A 26,570-nucleotide genomic window follows, 5' to 3' on the forward strand; every position below is an offset into this window, starting at 1 on the left:
ACGGAGCCGCCCGCGGCGAATTGCGAACGGTAAGGGGGCGACGGATCTAGCTGGGCCAGCCGCCGCCGGTGTGTGCGCTGCGCATTCCCGTCTCCCTCTCAAGGCAGCCGCCTCGCATGAGACGTGACCGCACACAGACATTCGTACCCGGAGGTCGCCCCTTCAATCACCCATCCGTACCTGCGTGGCGAGGGCCGGGCAGTACTTCCGGGGGACGCACTGGTCAAATGGGACTTGCCAAGCCCCGTATACTCCCGTCAATGCCGCGTACCCGCCTGCCGCTACAGAGCACTGCGCACGACAGCGCACTCGCCCAGCAGATCGGCGCGCGCCTCCGGGACGCACGCAAGCGGAGCGGGCTGACACAGCAGCAATTGGCGGGCGATCGGTACACGAAGGCGTACGTCAGCGCGCTCGAGACCGGGATCGCGCGCCCGTCGATGGTCGCGCTCAGCTACCTGGCCGAGCGGCTTTCGCTCCCACCCAGCCATTTCCTGGACGAGCAGAATCCCACGTGGAGCCGCTTGGCGGTCGACATGACGCTGGCCTCCGGAGATTGGCAGGCCGCCGCCGATGGCTACGCGTCACTCCTCGACATCCCTCTCGATGACCTTGGTCGCGCCGAGGTCCTCCGTGGTCGCGCCGAGGCGCTGGCACGCCTGGACAAGGGGAAGGACGCGGTCACCGCCGCGGCGGAGGCGGCCCGCCTCTTCAGCTCGCTTGGACGCGTCTCGGACGAGGCGCTGGCCCGCTACTGGCTGGCGTACGGGCTCTACCTCTCGGACCAGGAGGCGGATGCGCAGAGCCTCCTCAGCTCGCTCCTCGAACGGGTACGAGCGGGCCTGAAGGTCGAGCCTGACTTCGAGATGCGCCTCCTGATGGCACTCGCCGCCGTAGCGTCGCGCAGCGGCGACCACGCGCGGTCGCTGACACATCTCGAGACCGCCCGCGGCCTGGCCGAGGACCTCGACGACCGGCGACGCGCGATGTTCCTCTTCAACCTGGCCATCAGCTACCAGGAGACCGGGGATCTGGAGGCAGCGATCCGGACGGGGACGCAGGGGCTGGCTCTGCTTCGCTCCGCGGGTGCGGTCTTCGAATCGGCGCAGATCGAGAACACGCTGGCGCTGGCGTATCTGTCCAGCGGCAATGTCGAGCGTGCGGCAGAACTCGCCGACGAAGCTCGCGCCGCGTTTGAGGAGGTTGGCGACGACCGCTTCCTGTGCGCCGTGCTTGATACCGATGCGCAGGTCGCACTGGCCCAGGGTCGCCTCGATGACTCGGCGGCTATAGCCCGCCGGGCGATCGAGATGGCACGGGCCACCGGGAATCGCGGGGTCGAGCTGACTGCGATGCTCACCGAAGCTCGCGCGCTGCGCGCGAACGACGACGCGGAGGGGGCAGAGGCGCGCTACGACGAGGCGGCGATCCTCGCCCGAGCGGGGCACTCAGCCGGACGGACGCGCGAGGTGCTGCGGGAGTGGGCCGAGCTGCGCGCGACGCTGGGTGATCACCGTGGGGCCTACGAGTTGACCAGGGAGGCGCTCGCGGTCAAATAACGGTTGACAGGTGCGGTCCGGTGCAGTTACGCTGCCGACAGGGAGTTGGTCTGGGTACCCGCCAGGTGCAATGCCGGCGCGGGGCCAACTCTGAGCCGGGGAATCGGGATCGGAGATCGGGCACAGCTCCGATCCCAATGCCCGGCGAAATCAGGACGCCATCGGTGTTTCGACCAGCGTGAAGCGCCCTGCCGCGAATGGTTCGACCGCACCGGGCAGGTAGATTCGCATCGCGTACTCGCCCGGACCCCATGCGTCCAGCAGCGTCGCGCTGAGCACTTCGAAGGCAAGGACCCGCGAGGTCGGCACGATGCCCTGCTCACCGTCAGACAGCGACTGCGCGACCGTCTCGGTGCCATCGGCATTGAGCCGGATGATCTCGACCAGGACTGTTTCCACCCCCGGTGCGGCCGGCATGCGCACTGAGTAGGCGAAGGGGTCGCCATCCCGGAAGCGATCGGTCGGCTCGACCGCCTCCCCGCTGACGGGGTCCAGGGCGGTTCCATACGTGATCGGCAGGGGATCAGGCGCACTTGGCGAAGGCGTAGGGGACGGAAGTCCCGCCTCCGAGCCGGCACGTCCAACCAGGAAGGCCACGACGCCCACACCCAGCGCAGCCGCTGCCCAGGAAAGCCAGGTCTGCGCCCGGGGGCCCGGTCCTCGGCGCCGCTCGGCCGCCATGAGCCGTGTCTGCGACGGACGACCGCGCCCAAGGCTGAACCGCGAGCCATTAAAGCGGCTGCCCATGTCGGGCTCAACTCTAGCGAGGCGATTCCAGATACGATTGGCGCGATGGCCCGCCGCGTGTTCGACTTCGACACCCCTGACCGATTCGTTGCCGGCGTGATCGGCGAGCCCGGTGCGAGGACGTTCTACCTCCAGGCTCGGCAGGGGGGTGCGCTGGTCAGCATCGGGCTGGAGAAGACGCAGGTGGCAGCCCTCGCCGGCCGGATGTCCGAGCTGCTGGACAGCGTCGAGGGGCTCTCAGGTGAGCTTCCGGCAGCGGTGGCGCGCGATGACAAACCGCTCGACGAACCGACAGTGGAGCTGTTCCGGGTAGGAGCCATGGCGCTGGCCTGGGATGCCACTGCCGCGCAGATCGTGATCGAGGCACAGCCGCTGGGGGTGGACGCAGCCGCTGGCGAGATGCCTGACCAGGCGCCGGCCAGCCCCGATTTGTTTCGGGTGCGGGTCGAGCCCGCTCGAGCACGCGATTTCATTCGGCGCGCCGCCGCCCTGCTTGCGGCCGGGCGGCCGGCCTGCCCCTTCTGCGGACAGGCGCTGGAACCAACGGGCCATTTCTGCCCGAAGACGATCCTGAACTGATGCCCGAGGTGGGGGGCCAGAACGCCGACCACGCAGGATTCGACCCCGAGCTGCCGATCGCCTGGCTCGAGCCGGGGCAATTGGGCGACACTCTGCCGGGTCGCCTGGGCCTCACCATCCTGCCCGGCAAGCGTGGAACCTCGTTTCGCTATCCGGGGCGCACCTACCAGCGCGATCTGGACCACGACTTCGCGCTGCTCAGGGCGGTCGGCGTGGAGCGGCTGATCCTGCTGGTCGAGGACGCGGAGCTGCGGCACTGGAGCGACCCCGGGATCGTCGAGCGGGGGTATGCCGCCGGTGTCACCGTGCTCCGGCACCCGATCCCGGACGGGCGACCGCCCGACTCCACGGCCGAGATGCAGGCCATGCTCGACGAGATCCGGGAGGGGCGCGCGGCGGGAAATGTGGCGGTGGCGTGCATGGGCGGCGTCGGACGCACCGGCACGGTCGCGGCCTGCGCCCTCCTCGAGGGCGGAATGACACCCGATGCTGCCATCGCGACCGTTCGAGCGGTGCGGCATCCGACCGCGGTCGAGAGCGCTGAGCAGGAGCGGTTTGTGCGCTCGTTTGCGGAGGTCGCTACCGAACGAGAGCGCTCCTAGTCGGCCTGGACGGAAGCGTGGCCGGGAGACCGGCGACCTCCACGAACCGGCATAACGCGTTCGCGAGGCGCATCTGCTGAACGGTCCGCGCGCCTACCCGAGGCAGATCCGGAGAGGCGACCACCATGGCGACGCAACGGGCACGCGACGTCGCGACGTTGAGCCGATGGCCGCTGTACAGGAAGTCCATTCCCCGCGGCGCTTCCTCGCCGCTCGAGGCGGCCATGGAGTAGATCGAGATCGGCGCCTCCTGGCCCTGGAACTTGTCGACCGTGCCGACCCGAGCGTGCGGGAGGAGGCGCTGGATGGCGCCCACCTGCGCGTTGTACGGCGTGACGATGACGAGCTCGTCCCAGCCGATGCGCAGTTCGGCGCCGTGGTGGTCGACCCACGTCGCGCCCTCATCGACCAGCGAGCGTGCCAACGCCGCGATGACTGCGGCCTCCTCCTCGGACTCGTTGTCATTGCCGCGATGTGAAACGGGGAGCCAGCGAGGCCCGGTGCCCCCAGCGATCCCCGGTACACGGATCGCCTGGCGCTCGAGGTTCGGCTCCGGCTGGAGGCGGCCGTCGTAGAAGGTCTCCGAGGTGTATCGGCACAGATCCGGGTGAAGCCGCCACGTCGTTGCGAGGAAGAGTCCCTCGGACGAGGGGATGGTGGCGGCGCCATCGAGGAGATGGGCGAGTGCGGAACGCTCGGCCCCGGGTGGGTGGCTCCCCTGGATCACCTGGTCGAGCTGTTGTGGGTCACCGAGCAGCACGATGGACCTGGCAGTGTGCGATGCCGCCATGACGTTCGCGAGAGACATCTGGCCGGCCTCGTCGACGAAGAGGACGTCTACGGCATCGGCCATGCTGGGGGAAGCCCAGAGCCACACCGTCCCGGCGACCAGGTTTGCTTCGCCGCTCGCAAGCGCAGAGGCGGCATGTGCCGCGTCCTTCGCGAGTGCGACCCGTTCGTCGGGATGCTTCTGCTCCTTGTCGGCCTTCTGCAGTGGGCGGACCGGAACCTCGTCCTCCGCGGCAGCGACAAGGACTTCCTTGATCAGGTTGCCGATCACCTTGTGGCTGTTGGCGGTGATGCCGACTCGCTTCCCGGCCCGCAGGAGCGAGACGATCATGCGCGCGCCGGTGTACGTCTTGCCGGAGCCCGGTGGTCCTTGAATCGGCAGTGTCGCGTGGTCGAGCTGGAGTGCCAGCCGGCGCGCTGCTGCCAGCTGGCTCTCCGTGGGCTGGCGCAGCTCGTCGCCCGCGGCCTGGCCGGCGCGCGGTGCGCTTCGGAGCAGCAGATCGCGGGCAGCCCGGTATCGGCCCTCGGCGTCGATCCCATGGTCGGCGACCCACTCGCCGATCTCGTACAGACGCAGGCGCTGCTGCACGGTCCCGACGATGCCGAGCGCCACCAGGCTGGCGGGGTGCGGATCAAGAGCCAGTCGCTTGATGTCGATGGTCCGCGCCGCGTGGTCGATCGCACGCACCAAACCGATCGTCCACTCGCCGAACTTGGCGTTCGGCTTGAGCTGCGCCTTCCCAGGATCGTAGACCGCGTCATGAACCGACACCCGGTATTCCTGCGCCGGGAAACGATAGCGCCAGACCTGCCGCCCTTTCGGGTCAGGCTCTTCGAGCGGTTCGACGGGCTCAAGGCCTCCGATCGGGTCGGTCTCCTCGATCAGCTGGCTCGCATTCAGCGCAAGGAGACGGTAGAACTGCCACCAGGTCGCCTTGTCCTCGCGTCGGTGCCAGCTCAGCAGCTGGGCGAGCAGCCACGCCGCCTTCTGCTCGGTTGACCGCTCTGCTGGGTCAGCCGGCACGTCGAACGTGAGACGCGCTTCGAGCTTTGCCACTCGATCCAGCTCGACGGCCTGCTCCTCAGCCGGGGAGGCGTCGCGCCGCGCCGGCCGACCGACGTCGGCGCCGATGGCCTGGGCGAGCTCCAGCCGTCGGGCCTCCAACCAGTCGCGGAGCTCCCGCGTGCTGATGACGTCGTCGCGGTTGTAGCGCTCGATCCGCGTCAGATGGTCGGCTGCGGGGCGCTCGCCCTCGCCCAGCTCGAGCCACTGCTCGAAGGCGACGATGCTCGAGCCCGCGTCGCGGAGATCGACCTCCCGCTCGTAGCCGTACAGCGGCTCCAGCTTCTTCAACCCGTAGCTCTCGACCGATGCGCGCAGCGCCTGGCGCACGATGCGATGCAGGTCGACCATCACCCCCCCGCGCAGCAGCCGATCGACCTCCATTTCGCGTGTGGCGTGCTTGCCCATCAGGTGCTTGAGCGCACTCGGCTCGTAGGAATGGAAGTGATAGATATGCCCGTCGGGGAAACGGTCGAGGTGCGCGGTGAAGAGGTCCATCAGGGTCTCGAAGGCTGCCTTCTCGCCCGCGAAGGTGAACCCGCCGTCGGTATCGGTCGACCAGATCGCATGCCACTGCCCGTCGTTGTCCATCACCCCGAAGAGGTACTCCAAGCCATCTTCAAAGGCGTACGGGTCGCCCTCGATGTCGAAGAAGAGATCTCCGGCAGATGGGAGCGGGAGCGAGGCAAGGCCGCGCTCCGGATCGACCTGCTGCCCGGACTCGGGAAGGAGCAGTTCGTACTTGATGATGCCTGCCATCCGCCCCTCGAGCTGGATGCGAGCCTGCTCGCGGACCCGCTCCAGGGTCCGCTCGGTCGAACCATCGAGGGGTGGCACGAGCGGGAGCGGCAGCGTGCCGAGATGGGCCAGCGTCGTCACCGCGCGATCGACAAGGCCGCGTCGCTGTTGGCGGCCGATCCCGGCAACGAGGCTCAGGTGATCGTCGGCGCGCCGCCGTGCCTGGCACTCCACCGTCCAGCGGCAGACCTGGCAGTGCTCGACTGGATCCGGGTAGGTTCCGACGGGTGGATATGACGCGGGCCGTGCCTCAGGCCCAACCGTTTCCTCGAACCGCTGCTTGGCCGCTCGGTAGTAGGCCATGAAGTCGTCCACGCGCAGTCGAACCGTCTCGTGTGCGCTCCCCCCAAGGGCCACGTGCAACCACTCGGGCTGGATCCCCTGCAGGGCGGTGAGCTGGTCGACGTAGCTGCAGATCTGCAGGACCGCGCCCGCCTTGACATGCCTAGCCAGCTTGGTGTCGGCCACCTCGTAGTGGAATGGACCGTAGATGCTTGGCCGATCCGGCGATTCTCGCCGCAGCAGAAAGTCGGCATGGCCGCGCCATCGGCCGCGGAAGAAGGCGGCCTGGTAGATGACCTGGGCGCCCAACCGCATCGCCTCCACCGTCGCCGCGGCCGCCATGCGCAGCGCTTCGGCGTGGTCCGACGAGTACGCGTCCGGGGTGATCGTGACGACCGATCGACCGTCGGAGGCGAGATCGGCCAGGTATCGCTCCTCGTGCTCCACCCCGCGCTTGCGGAGCACGTCCAGCTCGGGATCGGGGAGGTGCGGACGCTCGGCCAGCCCGGCCAGCGCGGCTCGCTCGAGCTGGCTCAGGTGCTCGCAGGCAAGGAACCCGACGAGATCGGTCGCCGAGTAGACCGGGCTGCCATCGATCAGCTGCATGCCGTTCGAAGACTAGCCTTCTGAGCGACAGGTCGGGTGTCGCGCGAGGCGCTACCCTCCGACAGGCTCGCTTCGCAGAATGGTCAGTGCCCAGCCGCAGTCAGAGGTGACGCGCAGGAAGAGATCACCCACCAGCTCCGGATGCGACGTGAAGAAGTCGCCGTACAGGTTCCCCGGCGCCGGGGCAGTGCCGAGCGTGGCTCGCACCGTGGGCACCGCCTTCCCGCTTCCAGGAACCAGATCAGCAGAGATCGAACAGGCGCTGCCTCCGGGCAGCACGGCAGCGACCCAGCGCACCGCGTAGTTGGCGTCCTCGATGCGGATCGGACCGTACTCGCCGTTTCCCTCGTGGGCGAAGCCGGCGACAATCGGATTGAAGGGCAGTTCGAACGTGGCAGGCACCAGATAGGGCTTCGGCATGAAGCCGGCAGCGACCCAGCCCTCCTCGAAGGCTGGCTCCGCGGCATCCGCGTCGCGGACCAGGTACCAGCCCCAGCTGTCGGTGCGCACCGGTCCAAGCATGACCACGAGGTCGCTGCCGGTGGGCAGCAGCTTCAGCACGCCCTGGCTCAGCCCAGGTCCCGAGCGCACGCGCAGGCCGGAGGCGGCGGTGGTGACCGTCGTCCCCGCCGTGAAGGTCGGTATGTCGTCGGGTCCGGGGGTTGGCACCGGCGTGGCGGTGGCGGGCGGGTCCGATGTCGATGGCTGCACGCTTGCCGCCTGCGATGCGTCGGCGCTCGACGACGGGGAGGCGCTCGGCGATCCGAAGAGGCAGCCAGAGAGCAGCGTCGAGAGGGCCAGGGCGATTGGAGCGGGGCGTCGCATGCGGGCAGCCTAACGCAACGCTACGATGCTGGACATGACCACCAAGATCACCAAGACCGATACCGACTGGGCCCGCGACCTCACCCCGGAGCAGTTCCATATCCTGCGCGAGAAGGGAACCGAGCGGGCATTCACAGGAGCCTACTGGGACGAGCATCGGCCCGGCGTCTACCGATGCGCCGGCTGTGGTGCCGATCTCTTCACCTCGGACACCAAATTCGACTCTCGCAGTGGCTGGCCGAGCTTTTACGCCCCGGCTGACCCGGCGGCCGTGGAGGTCGAGAGCGACCGGGCCTTCTTCATGGTGCGCAACGAGGTGCACTGCTCCGCCTGCGGGGGGCACCTCGGGCATGTCTTCGATGACGGGCCGAACCCCACCGGCCTGCGTTACTGCATCAACTCGGCAGCCCTGCAGCTCGAGCCGAAGCCTGAGGAGTAACGGGCTCCCGCCTCAGCGCACCTGGTCAGTCACGTCGATGTAGGTGTAGATGTCTGACTGGTCGGGCCAGATGTAGTTGCGGTCCGGCAGGATCGGCAGATCGAGGCCGAACTCTGCGTTGAAGAGGACGCGGAACTGGTTGACCAGCGAGATGGAGGAGTAGAAGCCGGCCTCCTCCGGGTCCTTGTCCGGCAGGTAGACGGCATTGAGGATCTCGAACTTCATCCTCAGCACCTCGGGCGAGGCGGTCCTCCAGTCGTAGCCGCGCTCGTTGCGGCGATAACCAGGCGGCCACGGTCCCTCGTCTCCCAGCAGCATGATGATCGGCCGCTCGTCCGCGGGCACGTCCAGCAGCTGGTCGACCCATTCGAGCATCTGCGCATTGGTGTACTTCAGCTGCTCGACGTACGCCTCCTCGTGCGTCAGCTCACGCTCTTCGTCAGCGGTGATGAAGCGGCCGTCAGGATGGAAGACATACGGCTCATGGTTGAGCGCCAGCTGGGTGTGGATGAACTTCGGGCCGCCCAGCGTCGAGGCGCGTCGCAGTGAGCGCAGCTCGTAGACGGTCTGGTTGTAGCGGTTGCGGCGCCAGTCGTAGGGCGCCTCCGGACCCAGGTCCTCGAAGACGCGCAGGATCGTCGCGCGCTGGAGCACCTCCAGGAACTCGGAGGTGAGCTTGTCGTAGACGTAGTTGATTTCGGCCGAGGGATGCTGGCCCATCGGGTTCCAGAAGGTCCCAGCGTAGATGAAGCGGTAGCCGAGGCCGTCGAGGAACTGCTGCACCTCGAACGGAGACCGGAGCGCGCGGTAGATCGGGCCCCAGTCGTCCGCATCCTTTGCTTGCTCGCGCAATGCAGGACCGTCGAGATACTCCAGGTCGCGCGCCGCCTGGATCGCCGGGGCCGTCTTCAGGTAGTTGGCGGTGGAATCCTCCGCGATGTAGAAGCCGCGGTCGCGCAGGGCGTCAAGGAACGGTGAGTTGTCGTAATCGAAGTCATCCTTGAGCACCCTCCCTGACCCGTACTCCTCGAGGATGATCCAGTACACGTCTCTGCGATTCACCGGGACAGGCGCCTCGCCGCTGGCCGTGACCCCCGACCCGCTGTTCGCGGCGGTCGGCCGGACGTTGAAGACGAATGCGCCGATGGTCACCAGGTTGAAGAGGAGCGCCAGCCCGGTGATCACGTTCAGCGGCAGCGACAGACGACCCGCCAGGGCATGGAAGCGCCAGATGAAGGACAGGCCGATGACGGCGACGAGCAGCCACGCGACGATCAGCACCCATTGCCCGAGGAGCATCGTCCCGAGCCAATCCCAGGCCATGCCGTAGGTGAAGAAGAGGACGAGCAGCAGCAAACTGGCCAGGCCGGCGGCTGCCCAGGCGCTGGTGAGGGCCCCGACGATTCCCATCACGATCAGCGTCGCCACGATGCAGATCGCGAGCGGTCCGAAGATCTCGGCCGGGGCGATCGCCTCCTGCACGTTCTGGGCGTACAGGTAGATCACCGGGTAGGCCGCGGCCAGGACCGTGTAGATAGGCAGGCCCGGCACGCGACGGACCCAGGTCGGGGCAATCACTAAGCGGGGATTGTGGCACGGCAGGTCGTTGACCGGGGCTCGACGATCAGCGATGCTGCGGCCATGGTCGTGCCCACCATGGACCTGCGTTTACGCGACGGGCGGTCGCTGGACGTCTTCCTGGACGGCCCAGCGACCGGCACGCCGCTCGTCTATCACTTCGGGACACCGGCCGCCGGTGGCCCGACCTTCGCACCAATCGTCGACGCGCTGGCGGAGCGTGGCCTCCGCTATGTCAGCTTCTCCCGCCCCGGGTATGGATCGTCGACGCGGCGGCCGGGTCGTGACGTTGCGGATGTCGTGGACGACACCGTGGCCGTGCTCGACGCCATCGGCGCGGAGCGCTGTCATGTCATCGGCTGGTCTGGAGGGGGACCGCATGCCCTCGCCTGTGCAGCTCGGATGCCCGCGCGGGTGGTCAGCGTCGCGACCATCGGCAGTATCGCGCCCTATCCGGCCGAAGGACTCGATTGGATCGCGGGGATGGGGGCCGAGAACGTGGAGGAGTTCGAGGCGGCACTGACCGGGTCCACGGAGCTGATCGCGTTCAAGGAGCGAGTCGCTCCTGTGTTTCGCGACGTGACGCCCGAGCAGGTGGCGGAGGCGTTCGGCGACCTCATCGACGACGTGGACCGCGCGTCACTCACCGGTCCCTTCTCGGAGTGGATGGCGGACGACATGCACGAGGCCCTGCGCATCGGCTATTGGGGCTGGTTCGACGACGACATGGCCTTCACGCGACCGTGGGGCTTCGCGCTCGACGAGATCCGCGTGCCCGTCTTCATCTGGCAGGGGGGGCATGACCGGATGGTGCCGTTCGCCCACGGGGAGTGGCTGGCCGCCCACATCCCCGGGGCGCAGGCCCGTCTCTTCCCGGAGCACGGTCACCTGACGCTGGCGGTCGACTCCATCGGGCGCATAGTGGATGAGATGTTGTCCGTAGGCCTATGAGGGTCCGCGCCACCTCCACGCCGGGCTTGCTGCTGGCGCTGGCGGTGCTGAACCTTACAACTGCGGGAAGTTTGGTGGCCGTCGCGACGGCAAAGCTGACCGCTGGGGTCGTCACTCCGACCTCGGGCACGACGGCAACGTCGTTCCAGTTCTCGGTGCATTTCGTCGGAAGCACCACCGATGAGGCTGTGACCGTCACCGCATCGGTGGCAGGCCGCACGGTGCCGCTGTCCCGTGCCTCAGGCACAGCGCGGAACGGGACATGGACCGGCTCGTCGACCCTGCCCGTGGGCAGCTGGACTGTGACGTATCGATCCACGAGCACGGGGCTAACGAATCCAACCTTCAGGATGCCTGGCCAGGTGGTGGTGACCACGCCGACACCCTCTCCCACGCCTCGGCCGACGCCGCGGCCCACCCCCAGGCCGACGGCAAGGCCTACATCGGTGCCCGCCACGGCCACACCGAGACCCGGCAGCTCGGGCTCGCCGGCCGTCTCACCGACCCCGTTTGGAACCACCCTCACCGACCCGAGCGGCCTGCCGTCGGGCTCCGACAGCGCCCCTTCCTCACAGGAGCCGACCGCGTCGCCGAGCCAGTCCCTCGCGCCGGGCGAGGGTCCGCCGGGCTCCCGACCCTTGAATGTCCCGCTCGAGGGCGTCGTGGCGATCGGCCTGCTCGGGGCGGTCACCGCGGCAGCTGCGATGGGGGAGCGGCGTCGCCGTCAAGCGGTCCAGGCGTTCCGAGCCGCAGAGGCTTCGGCCGAGGGAGCGCCGCCATCGCAGGGTGAAGATCTCGACGAGGGGTGGGCATACGACATTGCCGACGAGGAGACCGTCGCCACGATCGATTACAACGCCCCCGACGAGCCCCCCGACGAAGCCCCTGACGAAGCCCCTGACCTGGCGAGCAGATGACTCCGGTGGTCATCTGTCCCGGGTGCCGGGGAGCGGTTCCCGACATCCAGGAGATCCGGCGGCAGGCGTACATCGGCTCGGCGCCGGGCTGCTGGCTGCTCTACAGCGAGGTGCTTGCACGCGAATATGGCGACTTCCGCTACGCGCCCGCACACCAGCTGACCGTGGACGCCTACGCCGTGCAGCACCCGGGCGTGGCCGAGCGGCGTTCGGCGCAGTCGGTGGCGATCCACCTGGTCGGGCTGTGCCTCAGCCTCGAGCGTGGTCGCGAGGCCACGGAGCTGCCCCGCCTCCGGCAGCGCCTGGCGGCGCCCAAGCGCATCTTCCCGTGGCTCGTCCCGCCGGCCTCCGTGGGTGAGGTCACGGTGGTGGATGTCCACGCGGCTGAGACGCCTGAGGCCCATCGCGCCACGGTGGACCGCTGGGCGCAATCGGCCTGGGAGGCCTGGTCGCCGCATCACGCCCGGGTCCGTGCCTGGGCCGACGAGCTGAACTGACCTACGACCGGCTCGGAGCCCGTGCGTCGGCGTGCAGCTGGCGCCGATACGCGACCACGCCGAACAGCAGCAGGCCGTGGAACAGGGCGACCTCGACCGTCGCGAATTGGCGCAGGTAGAAGGACGCGAGATCCGCCAGGGCGAGGGAGACCAGGAGGCCGAATTCGGCAAGGCTGGATCCCAGCCGATCCTGTCCGCGGAGCGCCATCAGCAGCGAGCCGCTGAGAAGCAGCGCGCCGGCCACGCCCTCGACCACCAGGTGCAGCATGTCAAGGCTGAAGAGCCGCGTGCTGGTGTCCGGATCGACGCCGCCGATGTGCGACACCGCGATACCGAGGGCGATCACTGCGCGGATGCCGGAGATGAAGAGAGCGACGAGCAGGACGATGCGTGCTCCCTGACCTCCAATCCAGTAGTCTCGACGCTCGGCCCACCAGTCGAAGAGCGGCTGCAGGCGACTGACCTGGTCGGGGGCGATGGAGAGCTCCTGTGACTGCACGAAGGCGAGGAGCGCGAATGCAAGCCGGCGCTGCTCCTCGAGCGGAGCCTGCACAGCCGCGGCGCCCAACCGGGACATGAGCGCGTCACGCTCGTCATCCTGCAGGTCGTCATCGACCGCCTCCTCGATCAGCTGCAGGGAGGTGAGGAGAAGGCTCCGTGGATCGGACTGCGTCCGTCTCCGCACGCGGAGGTAGACCAGCACGGCCAGCAGGAAGGTCGCGTAGATCAGCGGCGCGGCGGCCGGGTAGAAGTAGTCGTTCTGGGTGGTGATGAACTTGCCGACCTCATCGATGAACAGGCCAATGCCGATCCCGCCCAGCACCGCCGCAGTGCGGTACACACGCCGCCCGGCGAGCACGATCGGCAGGAGGGCGGCCCCGAACAGGAAGAACCCGCCGAACAGCGCATGCGCGATGTGCAGCTCGCCACCGCCGATCCGCGGGTAGCCGGTCAGCTCCAGGTAGACGCGCGTGGCCATCACCGTGCCGGCGAATGAGACGAGCGTCAGGAAGAGGTACTGCTCAGCTCCCTCGCGGCGGACGGGCCGACGGAGACCAAGCCGCGCGACCACGTCCGAGCGGCCGCTCGCATGCGATCGGGCCTCTTCCATCTGCGGCATGATAGGGCGGACGTCGTTCTTCGCTAGACTCTGCCACCCCGAGCTTTTGGAGAGACCTCCCCAATGACTGCCGCCCCGCCCGCCGCTGCCCCCGAATGGGATCGAGCCCCCCTCGAGCTGCCGCAGCGAACCAGGATCGAGATCTTCATCGTCGTGCTGCTGGGCATCTTCCTGGCCGCCCTGGACCAGACGATCGTCGGCACCGCGCTGCCCGTCATCGTCACCGACCTGAAGGGCAACGACGTCTACATCTGGGGCTTCACCTCGTACCTGCTGACCGCAACCGTCAGCGGCCCGTTGTACGGAAAGCTGTCCGACCTGTTCGGGCGGCGGATCATCTTCATGATCGGGGTGAGCGTCTTCCTGATCGGCTCCGTGCTGTGCGCCATCTCGGGCGAGATGGGTCAGTTCATCGTCTTCCGGGGGATCCAGGGGCTCGGTGCCGGTGCCCTCTTCCCGGTCTCGCTGGCGATCATCGCCGATATCTTCGCGCCGTCGGAGCGGGGGAAGTACCAGGGGTTCTTCGGCGCCATGTTCGGCGTCTCGTCGCTCATCGGTCCGGCCATCGGCGGGATCCTGACCGATAACTTCAGCTGGCACTGGATCTTCCTGGTCAACCTGCCGCTCGGTCTCGTCGTGCTCCTGGTGATCTGGCGAACGCTGCCGACCAGGATCGAGCGCGGCGTCGAGCGGTCGATCGACTACCTTGGTGCTGCGGTCTTCGTCGCGGCCCTGGTCCCGATCCTGATCGGCCTCACCAACAAGCAGTTCGGCGAATGGTCGGATCCGCAGGTCGGTGGCCTGATCGCCCTTGGGCTGGGCCTGGCCGCGGTCTTCGTCTGGGTCGAGTCACGGGCCAAGGAGCCGATCCTGCCGCTCGGCCTCTTCCGGATCCGCGCCTTCACGGCGAGCGTCTTCGCGATGTTCTTCGCCGCGATGGGGTTCTTTGCGGCAGTGGTCGGCATGCCGCGCTGGTACCAGGTGGTGCAGGGCAGCTCGGCGACCGAGTCCGGCTACCAGATCCTGCCCCTGCTCGGCGGCCTGATCATTTCGGCCATCGTCTCCGGCCAGATTGTCGCCCGTACCGGCCGCTACAAGCCGATCATTTTCGTGTCGCTGCTCTTCCTGGCGCTCGGCCTCTTCCTGCTGACCAACCTGCGCACCGAGACCGACGCCCCGCTCGTCTGGCTCTGGATGGCCATCACCGGGCTCGGCATAGGTCCTGCCTTTGCCGTCTTCACCCTCGCGGTGCAGAACAACGTTCCGCCGGTTGAGCTGGGAACCGCGACGAGCGGCCTGACGCTCTTCCAGCAGGTAGGCGGGACGGTAGGGCTGGCGCTCACCGGCTCGATCTTCGGGTCGGTCCTGCTCGAGGAGATGCCCGAGCAGATCGCCGCGGCAGGCGTTCCACCCGAACTCGCCGGCCAGTTTGCGCAGGGTGGCGCCTCGGCCCTCAACACGCTGTCCGGAGTGGGGGATCTCGGCGCCAAGATCCTCGCCAGCCTGCCGGCGGAGGCCCAGGAACAGGTGAAGCCGCTCATCCCGCTGATCGTCAGCGGGATTCACGAAGCGTTCTCGATCGCCACCGCGGCGACCTTCGTGATCGGCGTCGGGGCCGCCCTGATCTCAGCACTCATCGTGCTCGTCGGCCTCCCCGGCGGCCGAATGGGGGAGGGTGCCGACGCCGCCGCCACGACCCGCGCACCCGGCGAGCTGGGCATCGAGGTGGGCGCCTGACCAGCCGGTTCGACTTAGCGGCGGCCTACGCGATCGAGCTGCCCCACGTCGTAGGGAGCGCCCGGTCAGAAGTTGGCGCGTCGACCTTGCGATGCCTCTTCAACGATGGTCGCAACCCGCCGCTGGAGCGTTTCAGGGCGCTTGGCGGACATCACCCACCAGATCAGCGCGCGCCGGGGTGATCTCGGGAACGCGTCCCAATGGCGGCGAGCCGCGGGGTTGGCGTCCAGTGCCGCAGCCAGCTCGGCGGGCTCGATCAGGGCATCTGCCGCGTCCTGCATCGACCACGAGCCATCGGCCCTGGCAGCCTCGATCACGCGCAGGCCGGCCTCGGTCATCCGTCCGTCCGCGACGAGGCGCTCGACCCGCTCCTTGTTGGAGGGTGACCAGCCGCTTCCGCGACGACGCGGCGTCAACAGCTGAGCCTGGCGCCCATCGTCGAGCGTGTTGGTGACGCCGTCGATCCAGCCAAAGCACAGCGCCTCCTCCACGATCGCCGCGTAGTCGAGCGGAAGCTTGCCGCTGGCCTTCTTCCATCGGGCCAGCCAGACGCCGTCGGCGTCCCGATGGTGTTTCGTCAGCCATTCCCGCCACGCCGCGATCGTCATGGGGTGAATGAGGGGGCGGCCCCGGTACCTCATGGAGTCACGATTCGAGCGCTGTCATGCTCCAAAACGGTACACGCGCGCGAGCCCGACGTGGCGTTCCTAGAGGTCGGCGTCGAACGTGTCGCAGTCGCTGGGCTCGCCGCTGTCGAGACCGGTCCGGAACCACCTCTGGCGATCGGCCGACGAGCCATGGGTCCAGTTCTCGGGCGTCACTCGTCCCTGGGTCTTCTCCTGGATCCGATCATCGCCGACCGCTTCAGCCGCGTCGAGCGCCTGGGCCACCTGGTCCGGGGTGATCGGGTTCAAATAGCCGGTCTCGACGGCATTGCTGGCCCACACGCCCGCGAAGCAGTCGGCCTGGAGCTCGATCCGGACGGCCTGGCTCTCGGCTCCGGTCCCGCCGCCGCCCGGCTGCAGCGTCCCCAGCAGGTCCTGGACGTGGTGGCCGTACTCGTGCGCGATGACATAGGCCTCGGCGAAGGGCCCGCCCTCGGCACCGAACTGCGTCTCCAGCGTGTCGAAGAAGCCGAGGTCGATATAGATGCTGTCATCCAGCGGGCAATAGAACGGCCCGACAGCGCTCGTCGCCTGGCCGCAGCCGGTGTTGATCGCACCGTCGAAGAAGGTGGTGGGCGCGAGCGTGTACCCGTCGACCGCCGTCTCCCAATAGGCCTGAACGCTGTTCACGTAGCCGATGATCCGGCAATCCTCGCGGGTGTTGGCGTCGACATCGGTCTGGCATTCCTGGCCCAGGTCGTTCGGCTGCTGGTTGCCGACCGTGGTCCCGTCCAGGATGCCGGTCAGCGTCGCGGCGTCCTGTGGCGAGCCACCCAGGAGCATGACCAGCACGAGGACGACGACGCCGCCCAGCCCGCCGCCGACGGCCAGTGCACCGCCGCGGCCACGCATGTCCCGGACCTGGCCGGGGTCGAGGCGCGTGCCTCGTCGGAAGGTCATGCAGAAACCGTATCGAAAGCGCCTTTCAGGGATGCATCTCGAACGGTTGACCCCATTACAGGCGCCCGCTACACGCGGCGACTACCATGGGCTTCATGCCCGACGACGCCGTGGATCTGATCTCATCCCTGAGCCTTTTCGCCGATCTCGGCGGCCCGCAGCTCGAGGCCATCAGCCACATCTTCGAGGAGACAACCTTCGCGCCGGGCCAGCGGATCCTGCGACAGGGGATCACCGGCTCGAACTTCTACGTGGTCGTGGACGGCGAGGCGTCGGTCAAGATCGACGGTGAGGAGCGGGCCAACATCGGTCGAGGGGATTTCTTCGGTGAGATGTCGCTGCTCCTGGGCAGCGCCCCGACCGCCGACGTGACTGCGCGCACCCCGCTGCGCTGCCTCGTCCTGAGCGGGCCGGACCTCCATGGGTTCCTGGACAAGCACCCGACCGTCATGTATCGCATGCTGGTGGCCATGGCTCGTCGGCTGAGTGCCGCCAACCAGCATTCCGGATAGACGCGTGGCGGCAGCGACCGCGAAGGCCACCGTCGGCGAGCGGCCGTTTCCGCCCGGCGAGTACCCGGTGGTCGTGGTCGGCAGCGGTCCGGGCGCGATCCAGTTCAGCCACGAGCTCGATCAGCTGGGGATCGGCCACGCAACGATCAGCGCCGACCCATCGCCGGGCGGCATGTTCCGCCGTTTGCCGATCTACCAGCGCCTGCTGAGCTGGACCAAGCCTTTCGCCCTGGGCGACCCAACCGGACGAGCCGGCGAGTGGTACGACTGGAACAGCATCGTCTCGGACGACCAGGCGCTGCGCTCGATCATGCCCGGCCTGATGGATGGCAGCTCCTCCTTCCCGAGCCGGGCCAAGATGGAGGAGAACCTCGTCACCTTCGTGACGCGTGCCAACCTGCGGATCCGCTATGGCTGCCCCTGGCAGTCCACCAGCCGAGCCGATGACGGCCGCTTCATCATCGGCACACCCGACGGTGACTATGTCTGCGAGGTCGCCGTCTTTGCCGTCGGCATGGCAGAGCCCTGGAAGCCACCGACCCCCGGGCTCGAGTTGGTGCCGCACTACGTCGAGGCGGGGCCTCCCGAGTCCTACGCCGGCAAGCGAGTGTTCATTGCCGGCAAGCAGAATTCCGCCTTCGAGATCGCAACGGCATTCCTGCCGTGGGCCCGGCAGCTGGTTCTGGGATCGCCTCGCCCTGCAGCGCTATCGGTCGTGGAGCACTCGCTGGCGGGCGTGCGCGCGCGCTACGTTCAGCCGTACGAGGACGCCATGCTCCACAACGGCGTCTTCCTGCTGGACGTCAAGATCGAGCGGATCGAGCGTTCCGACGACGGCTTCCGAATTCGGCTGAGCCGAACCGACGGCGGCCGCGAGATGATCTACGAGGCCGACGCCGCGATCGCCACCACCGGCTTCGCCGTGCCGATGCGCGACCTGCCGGCGCTGGGCGTGGCCACCTTCGCACAGGGCAAGATGCCCGCCCTGACGCCGCTCTGGGAGTCGGCCACCGTGCCGGGCATCTTCTTCGCCGGAACGATCACGCAGGCCGCGGCCGGGCTCAAGAAGCACGGGATCCCGGCCAACTCCGGGGCATTGCACGGGTACCGGTACAACGCGCGGGTCCTGGTGCGGCACCTCGCCGCGAGTCGGTTCGGGATCGAGTTACCGCGTCCCGTCGTCGATCCGGACGACGTGGCTCCATTCCTGCTGGAGCAGCTGACACTGGGGCCGGAGCTGTGGAACCAGCGGTCCTACCTGGCGCAGGTGGCATCGGTCTCGGACGAGGGCTGGCGAAACGAGGGGATCTGGCCACTGGCCGACTTCGTCGACGCCGCGGGACCGGATGCCGTCGCCGTCACGCTTGAGCCCAACCCAGACTCGAGCATCTATCCGGTCGCGTACGTGCGTGTCACGGGAAACGTCAAGGAGCACCTGCTCGACCCAGATGCCATGAACGAGTACCGCGGCTCTCCGCATCGCGAGCAGATGGCCGCGATCCTGGCTCCGATGATGCGGCCATAGCGCTACCCTCCGCTCTCATGACTGACGCGCACGACGAGCACGACCACGACAAGCACGACCACGAGGGTCATGTTCATGGCCATGAGCCGACGATCCTCGACCCTGCCCAGCATCGGGCCGAGGGCGCAGCCCTCTTCAACCTGGTCTGGGAGATGCTCGATGCCCCCGTCCGTACCCCCGCGCAGGATGACCAGATGGTCCACGCCGCCCACGCCTCGCGCTGGCACTGGTCACAGGCCGGCGACCTGGGCGGGGATCAGCAGCGCGCGGTTGGGGAATGGCAGTGCTCGCGGGTCTACTCGGTCCTGGGACGCGGTGAGCCGGCACTCCATCATGCGCGAGCATGCCTGGTGATCTGCGAGGAGTCCGGCCTCGGTGACTGGGTGCTGGCGGCCGCTTACGAGGCCCTCGCGCGGGCCTCGGCCGCGGCTGGCGACGCCGACGAGGCGCGCGCCTGGCTGGCTCGCGCACGAACAGCCAGTGCGGCCATCGTCGATCCCGAGGACCGCGAGCAGATCGACTCCGACCTCAGGGCCCTGGCCGCGCTGCCGATCATGGCAGGCAACTAGGGGACGTAACTCACCGTGCCGGCGAGCTCGCCGTCGACCTCGGCCACCCAGACGAGCACTCCTGCACGAATGCGGCCGGCGACGTCCCGGAGTTCATCGGCGTAGTCGTCGAGGTCCGGGATGATCGACCGATAGACGTCGACGACAAGCTCGCCGACCGATGCGTACTCGGGCGGCAGGACGTCACGGATCACCATCGTGCGGCAACGATGAGCGGCCGGCGTATCCTCGCGCGCAGATGATCCGCCGTCTGGCCCAGACGCTCGGCGGCCCGGACAGCTAGGCTCCTCGCATGGCACGCGTCGTCATCCTGGGGGCCGGGTTCGGCGGCATCGCGACCGCGACAGCCCTCCGCGAACAGCTTGGCGATGCCGATGAGATCGTCCTCGTGGATCGCCGCGACGACTTCGCGATGGGGCTGCGCAAGACGTGGGCGATCCTCGGCATCTCGCCGATCGCGTACGGCACCCGCTCGCTGGCGAGCCTCGCCGCCCGCGGCATCACGGTGCTGCAGGGGACAGTCATGGGACTCGATCCTCGAGGCCGGACGGCCAGCGTCGACGGGACGGTGCTGGGGGCTGATGCACTGGTTGTGGCACTGGGTGCCGAGCAGGCCATGGACGCGATCCCGGGCCTGGCGGAGCACGGCCATAACGCCTGGGATCGATCTCATCTCGACCAGGTCCACGGGCTCGTCGACGCCTTTCGCGGAGGACGGGTGGTGGTCGGCATCTTCGGCACGCCCTACCCGTGTCCCCCAGCCCCCTATGAGCTCGCGATCCTGCTGGCCGAGCGGTTCGACGCGCGCGGCATCCCTGCCCAGGTCACGGTCTTCGCGCCCGTCCCGGTCGTCCTGCCGATCCTTGGCGCGGCCGACTGCGTCCCGCTCGATTCCCGGCTCGAGGAGCGCGGCATCACATTCCTGGGCAATCGTCTGGCGACCGCGGTGACCGCCCGGGCCGTGCAGTTCGGTCCGGACGAGCAGCTCCCGTTTGACCTGCTGCTGGCGGTCCCGCCGCATCGGTGCCCATCCATCCTGGTGGAGGCAGGCCTCGCGGCAGAGGGAGGGTGGGTCAAGGTGGATCGAGCGACCCTGGAGACCGAGTTTGCCGGCATCTATGCCATCGGGGACTCGACGGTCATTCCGCTGGCCAACGGGATGCCGCTGCCGAAGGCCGGCCTCTTCGCCCAGAAGGAGGGCGAGACGGTTGCCGCCCGGATTGCGGCCGTCCTGCGGGGCGAGACGCCGACCGCCGCGTTCGACGGGCAGGGTGCGTGCTTCATCGAGATGGGCAATGGCGAGGCAAGCACCATCTCCGGCGACTTCTTCGGCGACCCACCGTCAGTGGCGCTCTCCGTGCCCGACGCGCAACAGCGTGCCGCCAAGGAACAGTTCGAGATGGAGCGCCTGGCTCGCTGGTTCGACGGCTAGGCGCGACAGCGCACTGCGCGAGGATCGGCTCATCGGGCTATTCTTCGCAGCAGGCGGCTCCCGGGCAGTCGCCACCACCCGACGGAGGACTCTCCCGAATGGATCTTCTCGACCGAATCGATGCGCTCATCGCCGAGCGCCATCTGCTGAAGCACCCGTTCTATACCAAGTGGCGCGCTGGCGAGCTCACCCGCGACGAGCTCCAGGAGTACGCACGCCAGTACTACGCCTTTGAATCGACCTTCCCGCGGCTCCTATCGGCGCTGCACACTCGCTCAGAACGCCCCGACGTGCGTCAGTCCCTGCTCGACAATTTGTGGGACGAAGAGCACGGCGAAGTCAACCATGCGGAGATGTGGCTGCGCTTCGGCGAGGGGATCGGCGTCGAGCGAAGCTCCGTGCGCTCAGCTCCTGCCAATGACGGCACGCGGGCGCTGCTGGAGACCTACTGGTCGGCCGTTTCGGATGGGCCGATCGCGGCTGGCATTGCGGCGCTGTACGCGTACGAGGGACAGGTCCCCGAGGTTGCGAGCGAGAAGATCCGCGGCCTTGTCGAGCAGTACGGCATCGACGATCCGAGGACGCTGGCGTTCTTCACGGTGCACTCGACTCTGGATGTCGAGCACTCGGGTGCCGAACGCTCGATGATCTCGGACCTGGCGCCCACCGCCGCCGACGAGGAGGCGGTCCTGGCGGCCACGCGAGCTGCGCTCGATGCCTGGTGGGGATTCCTGGACGCGGTGAACGTCTGAAAGACCCGCTGAGCCGCGTTGCATTCGGATTCCCAAACAGGATCTGTTTCGGCGCTGGTGCGTGACCGCAACGCTTGACAACCGCTCGTCCTAGTCGGGTCCCGGTCCACACGGTAGACTACGCGCCGATCTGTCCATGCCCTGCCTGCCCGGCAGGCACTCTGGACAGCCTACCGAGGACTGAACACCCGATGTCCCTTCGCCGCCGACCCATCCGCCTGTCCATCATCCTCGCGATCACGACCGGCCTACTGCTGAGCAGCCTGATCACGCCCGCGCTCGGCAAGCTTGCCAATGTCACCGTCACCGCCACCGCAGTCCCCGGCTCAGTCACGCCAGGCGCGAACGTGGCGATTGACGTGGAGTTCTACAACTTCCCGAGCATGTCTAACATCTCGCAGCTGTACCTGACCGCCGCGGCACCACCCAATGGCTGGATCCTCGACGGCGTCGAAGGTCAGAGCCAGGGCGATCCGTGTGTTGTCGGCACAGCGACCTTTTCCTGCTCGCTCGGCGCTGTTCCCGCGGGCAGCACCGCCACGGTGCGCGTGGTGTACATCACGCCCTCCACCGGCAGTGGCTCGGTGAGCCTGAACTGGTTCCTCTTCAACACCACCGGCGTGGCAGGTGACAGGAAGGGAAACAGCCACGGCGACGACTACATGACGACCGGCACCGTCACGCTGGACCCGTCCAGCGACTTCGCCGGGGCCTACACCTCGAGCGATAACCTAACTGTGGCCGACAACCCTGTGCTGCACGTCCGCCGCAACCCGCAGTCCACTTCGGTCACCTCGCCCACGGGGCTGATCGGAGTGACGGTTGGTGAGGTGCCAGGGGGCACTTTCAGCTGTCCCGCGGTCGCCAGCACCTGTTTCGGCCAGTGGTCGGTCATCTCCGTCAACGATGGAGCCCCATATCCCGACGGGTTCAGCGTCGTGCTTGGATACAAGGGCAACATCGGCAATGCGAGTTTCGTGCACCTCTTCGACAGCTACGACTCGGTCACGAACCCCACGGCCTACGAGACGATCGCCCACCCGGGGGACCTATGCTCAAGTTCAACGCCGTCGGCCAGTGAAATCCCGTGCATGATTTTGAGTTCCTCGGGAGGCGAAAGTTTCGCGACCCTTTGGCTGAATCGGAATGGCCAGGTCAAGGCCTACTGAGGCTATTCACGCCCATCGCGAGCCTGACGCCGGAGCCCACAGCTCCGGGGTCAGGACATCTCGGTCAGGCGCGCAACGGAGGCCAGGTCGCCCTTCTCGGTGAAAAGCGCGCGCGCCTGCGCCAGCGTGGCTTCCCAATTCGCGTCGCCCGCGAGCCGCTGCACCTCGGCCAGGTCCCTGAGCGCGTCAGCGCTGTGCGCGAGAGCGTCTGAACTCGCCCGCAATGCGACCGCCTCTTCAACGAGAGCTCGTCCCCGCGCGACGTCCCCACGTCTAGCAGCGACCTTGCCCCGGACGGCTCGCCAGCGTGCCTGTGCGTCAACGTCATCCGGATCAGCTTCTGCCTCGATGCGCGCTGCAACCTCGTCAGCATCGTCGATGCGATCCTGCTCGTACAGAACCCGGGCCAGCAGGCCGGCCAACGACTGGCTGATGAATGTCTCGCCTAGACGTTGGAGAGTGGCAAGATCCCGTCGCAGGATGGCCTCTGCCGCCTTGGGCTTGCCGGCAAGCACCTCGACCTGAGCAATCTCCATGGCGCTGGCAGCTGCCCACAAGCCGGCCCCAACCTCTTCGAGCATGGTGCGACCAGCGGCATATTCACGACGCGCCTTCCGGATGTCGCCCTGCATGGCGTACAGCACGGCGAGGTAGGTGTGTAACACGCCCTCGGTGCGGCGGTCGCCATGCACGCTCTCTGCCGCGACTTCTAGTTGCCGTACGGCTTCATCCACACGTGTAGGCCCGAGGAAGGCTGCGATGGCGTATGCACTGGCTCCCCGTCGCTCGAGCCGACTGTCGTCGATCAGCCGAGCCTCAGAGACTACTTGCCGTGCGACGAGGGCGGCCTGTCCCCACCTGTAGGCGGTCCCGTGGACGCCGAACTGCAGGCGGGAGGCAAGCGCGAGACCAGCATGATTGGCGCCGCGTTCGAATAGGGGAATGGCTCGGTGCACCGCCTCCATCACGCGGCTGCTCCAGTCCTCACCCGCGGTGTATTGGCTAACGAGCAGCTTGACCAGCTCCGCTTGCGCGGCCAGGGATGCGTCACCTTGCGATTCCGCCGTAGCCTGGGCGTCGGCCAGCAGCAGCTGTGCTTGCTCGAGTTCCCCCGATTCCATGAGTGCCTCGCCGAGATCCGGCAGGAGGCGCAGTTGCTCCACGCTCCCCGTCGGCAGCACGCCGGACGCCCGCCGCAGCAGGCTGACGGCGGCGTGAAGATCGCCACGCGCGAAGGCGCGACGGCCAGCCGACGCCAGTTTCTCTGCCGCTCGCTCGCCGAGGGATCGGGCGTGCTCGTCGACCTTGCCCAATTCGACCAGATAGCGATACGCCTGCTCTAAGTGGTAGCCCTGGATCTCCTCGAACTCGGTGACCCGACCCTGGGCGGTGTTGATCGGCTCCGCCCACTCCACGAACCGTTCGTGGAGTGTCGCGCGGTCACGCTTCAGGAGGCCTGCGTACGCGGCGTCCCGGAGCAGGACGTGGTGGAATCGATATAGGCCGTCATCGGCGGTATCCGGGTTTGGCTGGATAAACTGCTTGCCTGTCAGCGCGACTAGGCGGTCTGGCACCTCTGGGGCGTTCTCGGGCGTCACCAAGGCCGTGACCGCCGCCACAGCGAAACTCTGCCCGATCACCGATGCGGGCTCAATGACAGCTCGCTCCTCCCTGTCAAGTAGGTCGAGACGAGCGGCGAGCAGGGCCTGCATGGTTGGCGGCACCTTCAGGGTCGAAACGTCGCCTACCGTGATCCAGTGGCCGTCTTCGTTGTGCAGCGAGCCGTTGTCGATCAGCATCGACAACAACTGCTCGACGAAGAGCGGGTTCCCGGCGGCGGCCTCGACGATCCGCGTCGCGAGCCCGGGGTCGATGCCAGTTCCACCCATCAGCGCTTCGACGACTCGACCGGCATCTGCGTCGGTGAGTGGTTCGAGCACCAGCCGTGTGCTGCCGGCGGTCTCCCCCCACTCCCCCTCGCGATCCAGAAGCTCCCGTCGGCTGGAGCAGAGCAGAATGACCGGCGCCGCCTCGACGGTCTGCACCAGGTTGCCGATCAGGTCCAGGAAGGTGGACTCCGCCCAATGGATGTCGTCGATGAACAGCAGCACGGGCCGGTCGGCGGCGAGCTCCTCGAGGAAACGTCTGGCCCCCCAGAAAATTTCAGGCACAGGGAACGGCGCGTCAGAAAGTCCGATGACGGAGGCCAGGCGGTCCACCACAGCAACATCGGCGATCCGCGCGCGCAGCTTGGCGAGGGCCTCGGTGGGCACGTCGTCGTCGGCGATGGCGGCCGCATCGCGCACCGCCTCGCGCAACGGCCAGAAAGTGATGCCATCCCCGTACGGCAGGCAGCGTCCGCGCATGACCAGGGCATCGCCAGCGTGCTGCGCAATGAACTCGCGGATGAGCCGCGACTTCCCGACGCCAGCGTCGCCGACGACGGTCGCCAGCCGACAGGACCGGTGTTCCATCGCCTGGGAGAAGACCTCGCCGAGAGCGGCCAGCTCGCGCTCCCGGCCGACGAGCGGCACCTCCTCACGGCGCTCAACGCCCTGGTGGGCCTCGGTGAGGCGGGTGACCGTGGTGAGCCGGTAGGCCGGGACCGGCTCGGCCTTCCCCTTCAGGGTCAACGGGGCGACCGGCTCGACCTGGACGGCGCCACGGACGAGGCGGTAGGTGAGATCGCCCAACAGCACCTCGCCGGCACCCGCGGCCTGTTCCAGCCGGGCCGCGACGTTGACGGTGTCACCGCTCACCAGCCGCTGCCCGACGCTTGCGTCGCCGGCCACGACCTCACCCGTGTTGACGCCGATGTGATTGCCGAGCGTCACGCCCCAATCGCGCTCGAACGCGGCGTTCAGGTCGGGCAGCGCCTGCTGCATGCCGGCGGCTGCGCGGACGCCGCGGAGGGCGTCGTCCTCGTGCCGAACGGGAAGGCCGAAGACGGCCATCACCGCATCCCCGATGAACTTCTCGATGGTGGCTCCGTGCCCATCCAGCACGCGCTGCATCCCTTCGAAGTAGCGCGACATGACGTCGCGCAGCGCCTCAGGGCTCGGAGAGGAGCCGTCCTGGGAGGCGGGCTTGGGATCGGCGAAGACGATCGTCACCGTCTTGCGGCTCTCCTGGAACTTGACCCGCCCGGTCAGTGCCGTGCCACACGTGGCACAGAAGCGGTGCTCGATCGGGTTCTGCTCGCCACATACACCGCAGATCTGGGCCCCCGCTTCGGCCTGCCCGTCTGCGGCGGGCGCCCCCTGAGTGGGACTCGAGACGGTGAGCAGCCGATGAGCGGCGAGCGGCTGCTGGGAGCCCTTGGCGAAGACCGCCTCGTACGGCTCCGCCTCGACCTGATCGGCAACCAGCTGGTAGGTTGAGTCCGCCAGCAGGACCTCCAGGGGTGGCGCGTTCTGCTCCATGGTCCCGGCCATCTGAATCGTCTCGCCGGTGAGGACATGCGCCCCGGCCGTCAGCTCGCCGACGATCACCTCGCCGCTCGCCACGCCGGTACGCGTGACGAGGCGAACCCCCCAGACCTCTTCGAGCTGGTCGTTGAGTACCGTCAGAACACGCATCGTCTCGGCCGCCGCCTGGACGGCGCGCAGCGCGTCATCGTCGCGGCGGGTGGGGAGGCCGAAGACGGCCACGATGGCGTCGCCGATGATCTTCTCGATCGTTCCGCCGTGCGATTCGAAGACGACCCGCATCTCGTCGAAGTAGCGTGTCAGGATCTCCCGCAGCGACTCTGGGTCGAGCTTCTCCCCCAGGGCGGTGGAGCCCTTCAGGTCGGAGGTGACGACCGTCGCGATGCGCCCGATCTCCTCCGGCGCGCGGTTCTCGGCCAGCTGCGCTCCGCATTGACCGCAGACACGGAAGCCGCGTGACGACTCCGCGCCACAGTTCGGGCAGGTGACCATGGCGATGAGTGTACGAGCCGTCAACCGAGGTCGATTT

Annotated in this window: 23 protein-coding genes; 14 read left to right on the top strand and 9 right to left on the bottom strand. The window is 67.9% G+C overall.

Annotated elements, in window-relative coordinates:
- The first annotated feature begins 260 nt into the window (after nt 1–260).
- A complete protein-coding gene (locus WEB29_05485) occupies nt 261–1,559 on the top strand; it encodes a tetratricopeptide repeat protein (GenBank protein MEX2136400.1) in 1,299 nt (432 codons plus the stop codon).
- Between the two features lie 150 nt (nt 1,560–1,709).
- Here WEB29_05485 and WEB29_05490 read toward each other — a convergent pair whose 3' ends face one another.
- A complete protein-coding gene (locus WEB29_05490; GenBank protein ID MEX2136401.1) occupies nt 1,710–2,306 on the bottom strand; it encodes a hypothetical protein in 597 nt (198 codons plus the stop codon).
- 45 nt (nt 2,307–2,351) lie between these two features.
- On the opposite strand from WEB29_05490, the gene WEB29_05495 reads away from it, so the two are divergent.
- Nucleotides 2,352–2,885 (top strand): DUF3090 domain-containing protein, encoded by a 534-nt coding sequence (locus tag WEB29_05495; protein MEX2136402.1) that lies wholly within the window; start codon nt 2,352–2,354, stop codon nt 2,883–2,885.
- Nucleotides 2,885–3,487, top strand: a complete 603-nt coding sequence (locus WEB29_05500) for a cyclin-dependent kinase inhibitor 3 family protein (protein ID MEX2136403.1) — start codon at nt 2,885–2,887, stop codon at nt 3,485–3,487. Before WEB29_05495 ends, WEB29_05500 begins: the two co-directional genes overlap by 1 nt.
- On the opposite strand, the gene WEB29_05505 is transcribed toward WEB29_05500, so the two are convergent.
- Both WEB29_05505 and WEB29_05510 read right to left on the bottom strand, forming a co-directional pair.
- Nucleotides 3,465–7,025, bottom strand: a complete 3,561-nt coding sequence (locus WEB29_05505) for a TM0106 family RecB-like putative nuclease (protein MEX2136404.1) — start codon at nt 7,023–7,025, stop codon at nt 3,465–3,467. The two genes, WEB29_05500 and WEB29_05505, sit on opposite strands and share 23 nt — an antisense overlap.
- Before the next feature lie 51 nt (nt 7,026–7,076).
- Entirely contained in the window at nt 7,077–7,850 is a 774-nt protein-coding gene (locus tag WEB29_05510) for an SH3 domain-containing protein (GenBank protein ID MEX2136405.1), read from the bottom strand.
- Between the two features lie 34 nt (nt 7,851–7,884).
- On the opposite strand from WEB29_05510, the gene msrB reads away from it, so the two are divergent.
- Entirely contained in the window at nt 7,885–8,289 is a 405-nt protein-coding gene (gene msrB / locus WEB29_05515) for a peptide-methionine (R)-S-oxide reductase MsrB (GenBank protein MEX2136406.1), read from the top strand.
- A gap of 12 nt (nt 8,290–8,301) precedes the next feature.
- Here the strand turns inward: msrB and WEB29_05520 are convergent, their stop codons facing one another.
- Entirely contained in the window at nt 8,302–9,867 is a 1,566-nt protein-coding gene (locus tag WEB29_05520; protein MEX2136407.1) for a hypothetical protein, read from the bottom strand.
- Nucleotides 9,868–9,930: 63 nt separating this feature from the next.
- On the opposite strand from WEB29_05520, the gene WEB29_05525 reads away from it, so the two are divergent.
- The 3 genes from WEB29_05525 (at nt 9,931) to WEB29_05535 (ending at nt 12,232) form a co-directional block, all read left to right on the top strand.
- Nucleotides 9,931–10,818, top strand: a complete 888-nt coding sequence (locus tag WEB29_05525; GenBank protein MEX2136408.1) for an alpha/beta hydrolase — start codon at nt 9,931–9,933, stop codon at nt 10,816–10,818.
- A gap of 446 nt (nt 10,819–11,264) precedes the next feature.
- A complete protein-coding gene (locus WEB29_05530) occupies nt 11,265–11,735 on the top strand; it encodes a hypothetical protein (GenBank protein MEX2136409.1) in 471 nt (156 codons plus the stop codon).
- On the top strand, nt 11,732–12,232 hold the full coding sequence (locus tag WEB29_05535; protein ID MEX2136410.1) for a DUF5946 family protein: 501 nt from the start codon (nt 11,732–11,734) through the stop codon (nt 12,230–12,232). Before WEB29_05530 ends, WEB29_05535 begins: the two co-directional genes overlap by 4 nt.
- 1 nt (nt 12,233) lies before the next feature.
- Here the strand turns inward: WEB29_05535 and WEB29_05540 are convergent, their stop codons facing one another.
- Nucleotides 12,234–13,343 carry a hypothetical protein gene (locus tag WEB29_05540; protein MEX2136411.1) on the bottom strand — a complete coding sequence of 370 codons (1,110 nt, stop codon included), beginning with the start codon at nt 13,341–13,343 and terminating at the stop codon, nt 12,234–12,236.
- 72 nt (nt 13,344–13,415) lie between these two features.
- On the opposite strand from WEB29_05540, the gene WEB29_05545 reads away from it, so the two are divergent.
- Nucleotides 13,416–15,089, top strand: a complete 1,674-nt coding sequence (locus tag WEB29_05545; protein MEX2136412.1) for an MDR family MFS transporter — start codon at nt 13,416–13,418, stop codon at nt 15,087–15,089.
- Between the two features lie 65 nt (nt 15,090–15,154).
- On the opposite strand, the gene WEB29_05550 is transcribed toward WEB29_05545, so the two are convergent.
- Both WEB29_05550 and WEB29_05555 read right to left on the bottom strand, forming a co-directional pair.
- Nucleotides 15,155–15,697 carry a YdeI/OmpD-associated family protein gene (locus WEB29_05550; protein ID MEX2136413.1) on the bottom strand — a complete coding sequence of 181 codons (543 nt, stop codon included), beginning with the start codon at nt 15,695–15,697 and terminating at the stop codon, nt 15,155–15,157.
- A gap of 99 nt (nt 15,698–15,796) precedes the next feature.
- A complete protein-coding gene (locus WEB29_05555; GenBank protein MEX2136414.1) occupies nt 15,797–16,654 on the bottom strand; it encodes a neutral zinc metallopeptidase in 858 nt (285 codons plus the stop codon).
- Between the two features lie 95 nt (nt 16,655–16,749).
- On the opposite strand from WEB29_05555, the gene WEB29_05560 reads away from it, so the two are divergent.
- Genes WEB29_05560 through WEB29_05570 form a run of 3 tightly spaced genes read left to right on the top strand, consistent with a single transcriptional unit; the run spans nt 16,750 to nt 19,260 of the window.
- On the top strand, nt 16,750–17,166 hold the full coding sequence (locus WEB29_05560) for a cyclic nucleotide-binding domain-containing protein (GenBank protein ID MEX2136415.1): 417 nt from the start codon (nt 16,750–16,752) through the stop codon (nt 17,164–17,166).
- A gap of 4 nt (nt 17,167–17,170) precedes the next feature.
- Complete coding sequence (locus tag WEB29_05565; protein MEX2136416.1) at nt 17,171–18,691, top strand: NAD(P)-binding domain-containing protein; 1,521 nt, start codon at nt 17,171–17,173, stop codon at nt 18,689–18,691.
- A 17-nt stretch (nt 18,692–18,708) separates the two neighbouring features.
- Nucleotides 18,709–19,260 carry a hypothetical protein gene (locus WEB29_05570; protein MEX2136417.1) on the top strand — a complete coding sequence of 184 codons (552 nt, stop codon included), beginning with the start codon at nt 18,709–18,711 and terminating at the stop codon, nt 19,258–19,260.
- Here WEB29_05570 and WEB29_05575 read toward each other — a convergent pair.
- Entirely contained in the window at nt 19,257–19,457 is a 201-nt protein-coding gene (locus WEB29_05575; GenBank protein ID MEX2136418.1) for a hypothetical protein, read from the bottom strand. The two genes, WEB29_05570 and WEB29_05575, sit on opposite strands and share 4 nt — an antisense overlap.
- Nucleotides 19,458–19,552: 95 nt before the next feature.
- Here WEB29_05575 and WEB29_05580 point away from each other — a divergent pair, with 95 nt between their 5' ends.
- The 3 genes from WEB29_05580 (at nt 19,553) to WEB29_05590 (ending at nt 22,613) form a co-directional block, all read left to right on the top strand.
- Nucleotides 19,553–20,692, top strand: a complete 1,140-nt coding sequence (locus WEB29_05580) for an FAD-dependent oxidoreductase (GenBank protein MEX2136419.1) — start codon at nt 19,553–19,555, stop codon at nt 20,690–20,692.
- Nucleotides 20,693–20,790: 98 nt separating this feature from the next.
- Entirely contained in the window at nt 20,791–21,444 is a 654-nt protein-coding gene (locus tag WEB29_05585) for a CADD family putative folate metabolism protein (protein ID MEX2136420.1), read from the top strand.
- A 191-nt stretch (nt 21,445–21,635) separates the two neighbouring features.
- Entirely contained in the window at nt 21,636–22,613 is a 978-nt protein-coding gene (locus WEB29_05590) for a hypothetical protein (GenBank protein MEX2136421.1), read from the top strand.
- A gap of 50 nt (nt 22,614–22,663) precedes the next feature.
- Here the strand turns inward: WEB29_05590 and WEB29_05595 are convergent, their stop codons facing one another.
- A complete protein-coding gene (locus tag WEB29_05595) occupies nt 22,664–26,533 on the bottom strand; it encodes an adenylate/guanylate cyclase domain-containing protein (GenBank protein ID MEX2136422.1) in 3,870 nt (1,289 codons plus the stop codon).
- Nucleotides 26,534–26,570: the final 37 nt, after the last annotated feature.

Source organism: Chloroflexota bacterium, assembly GCA_040902225.1.
GTDB lineage: Bacteria > Chloroflexota > Limnocylindria > QHBO01 > QHBO01 > CF-167.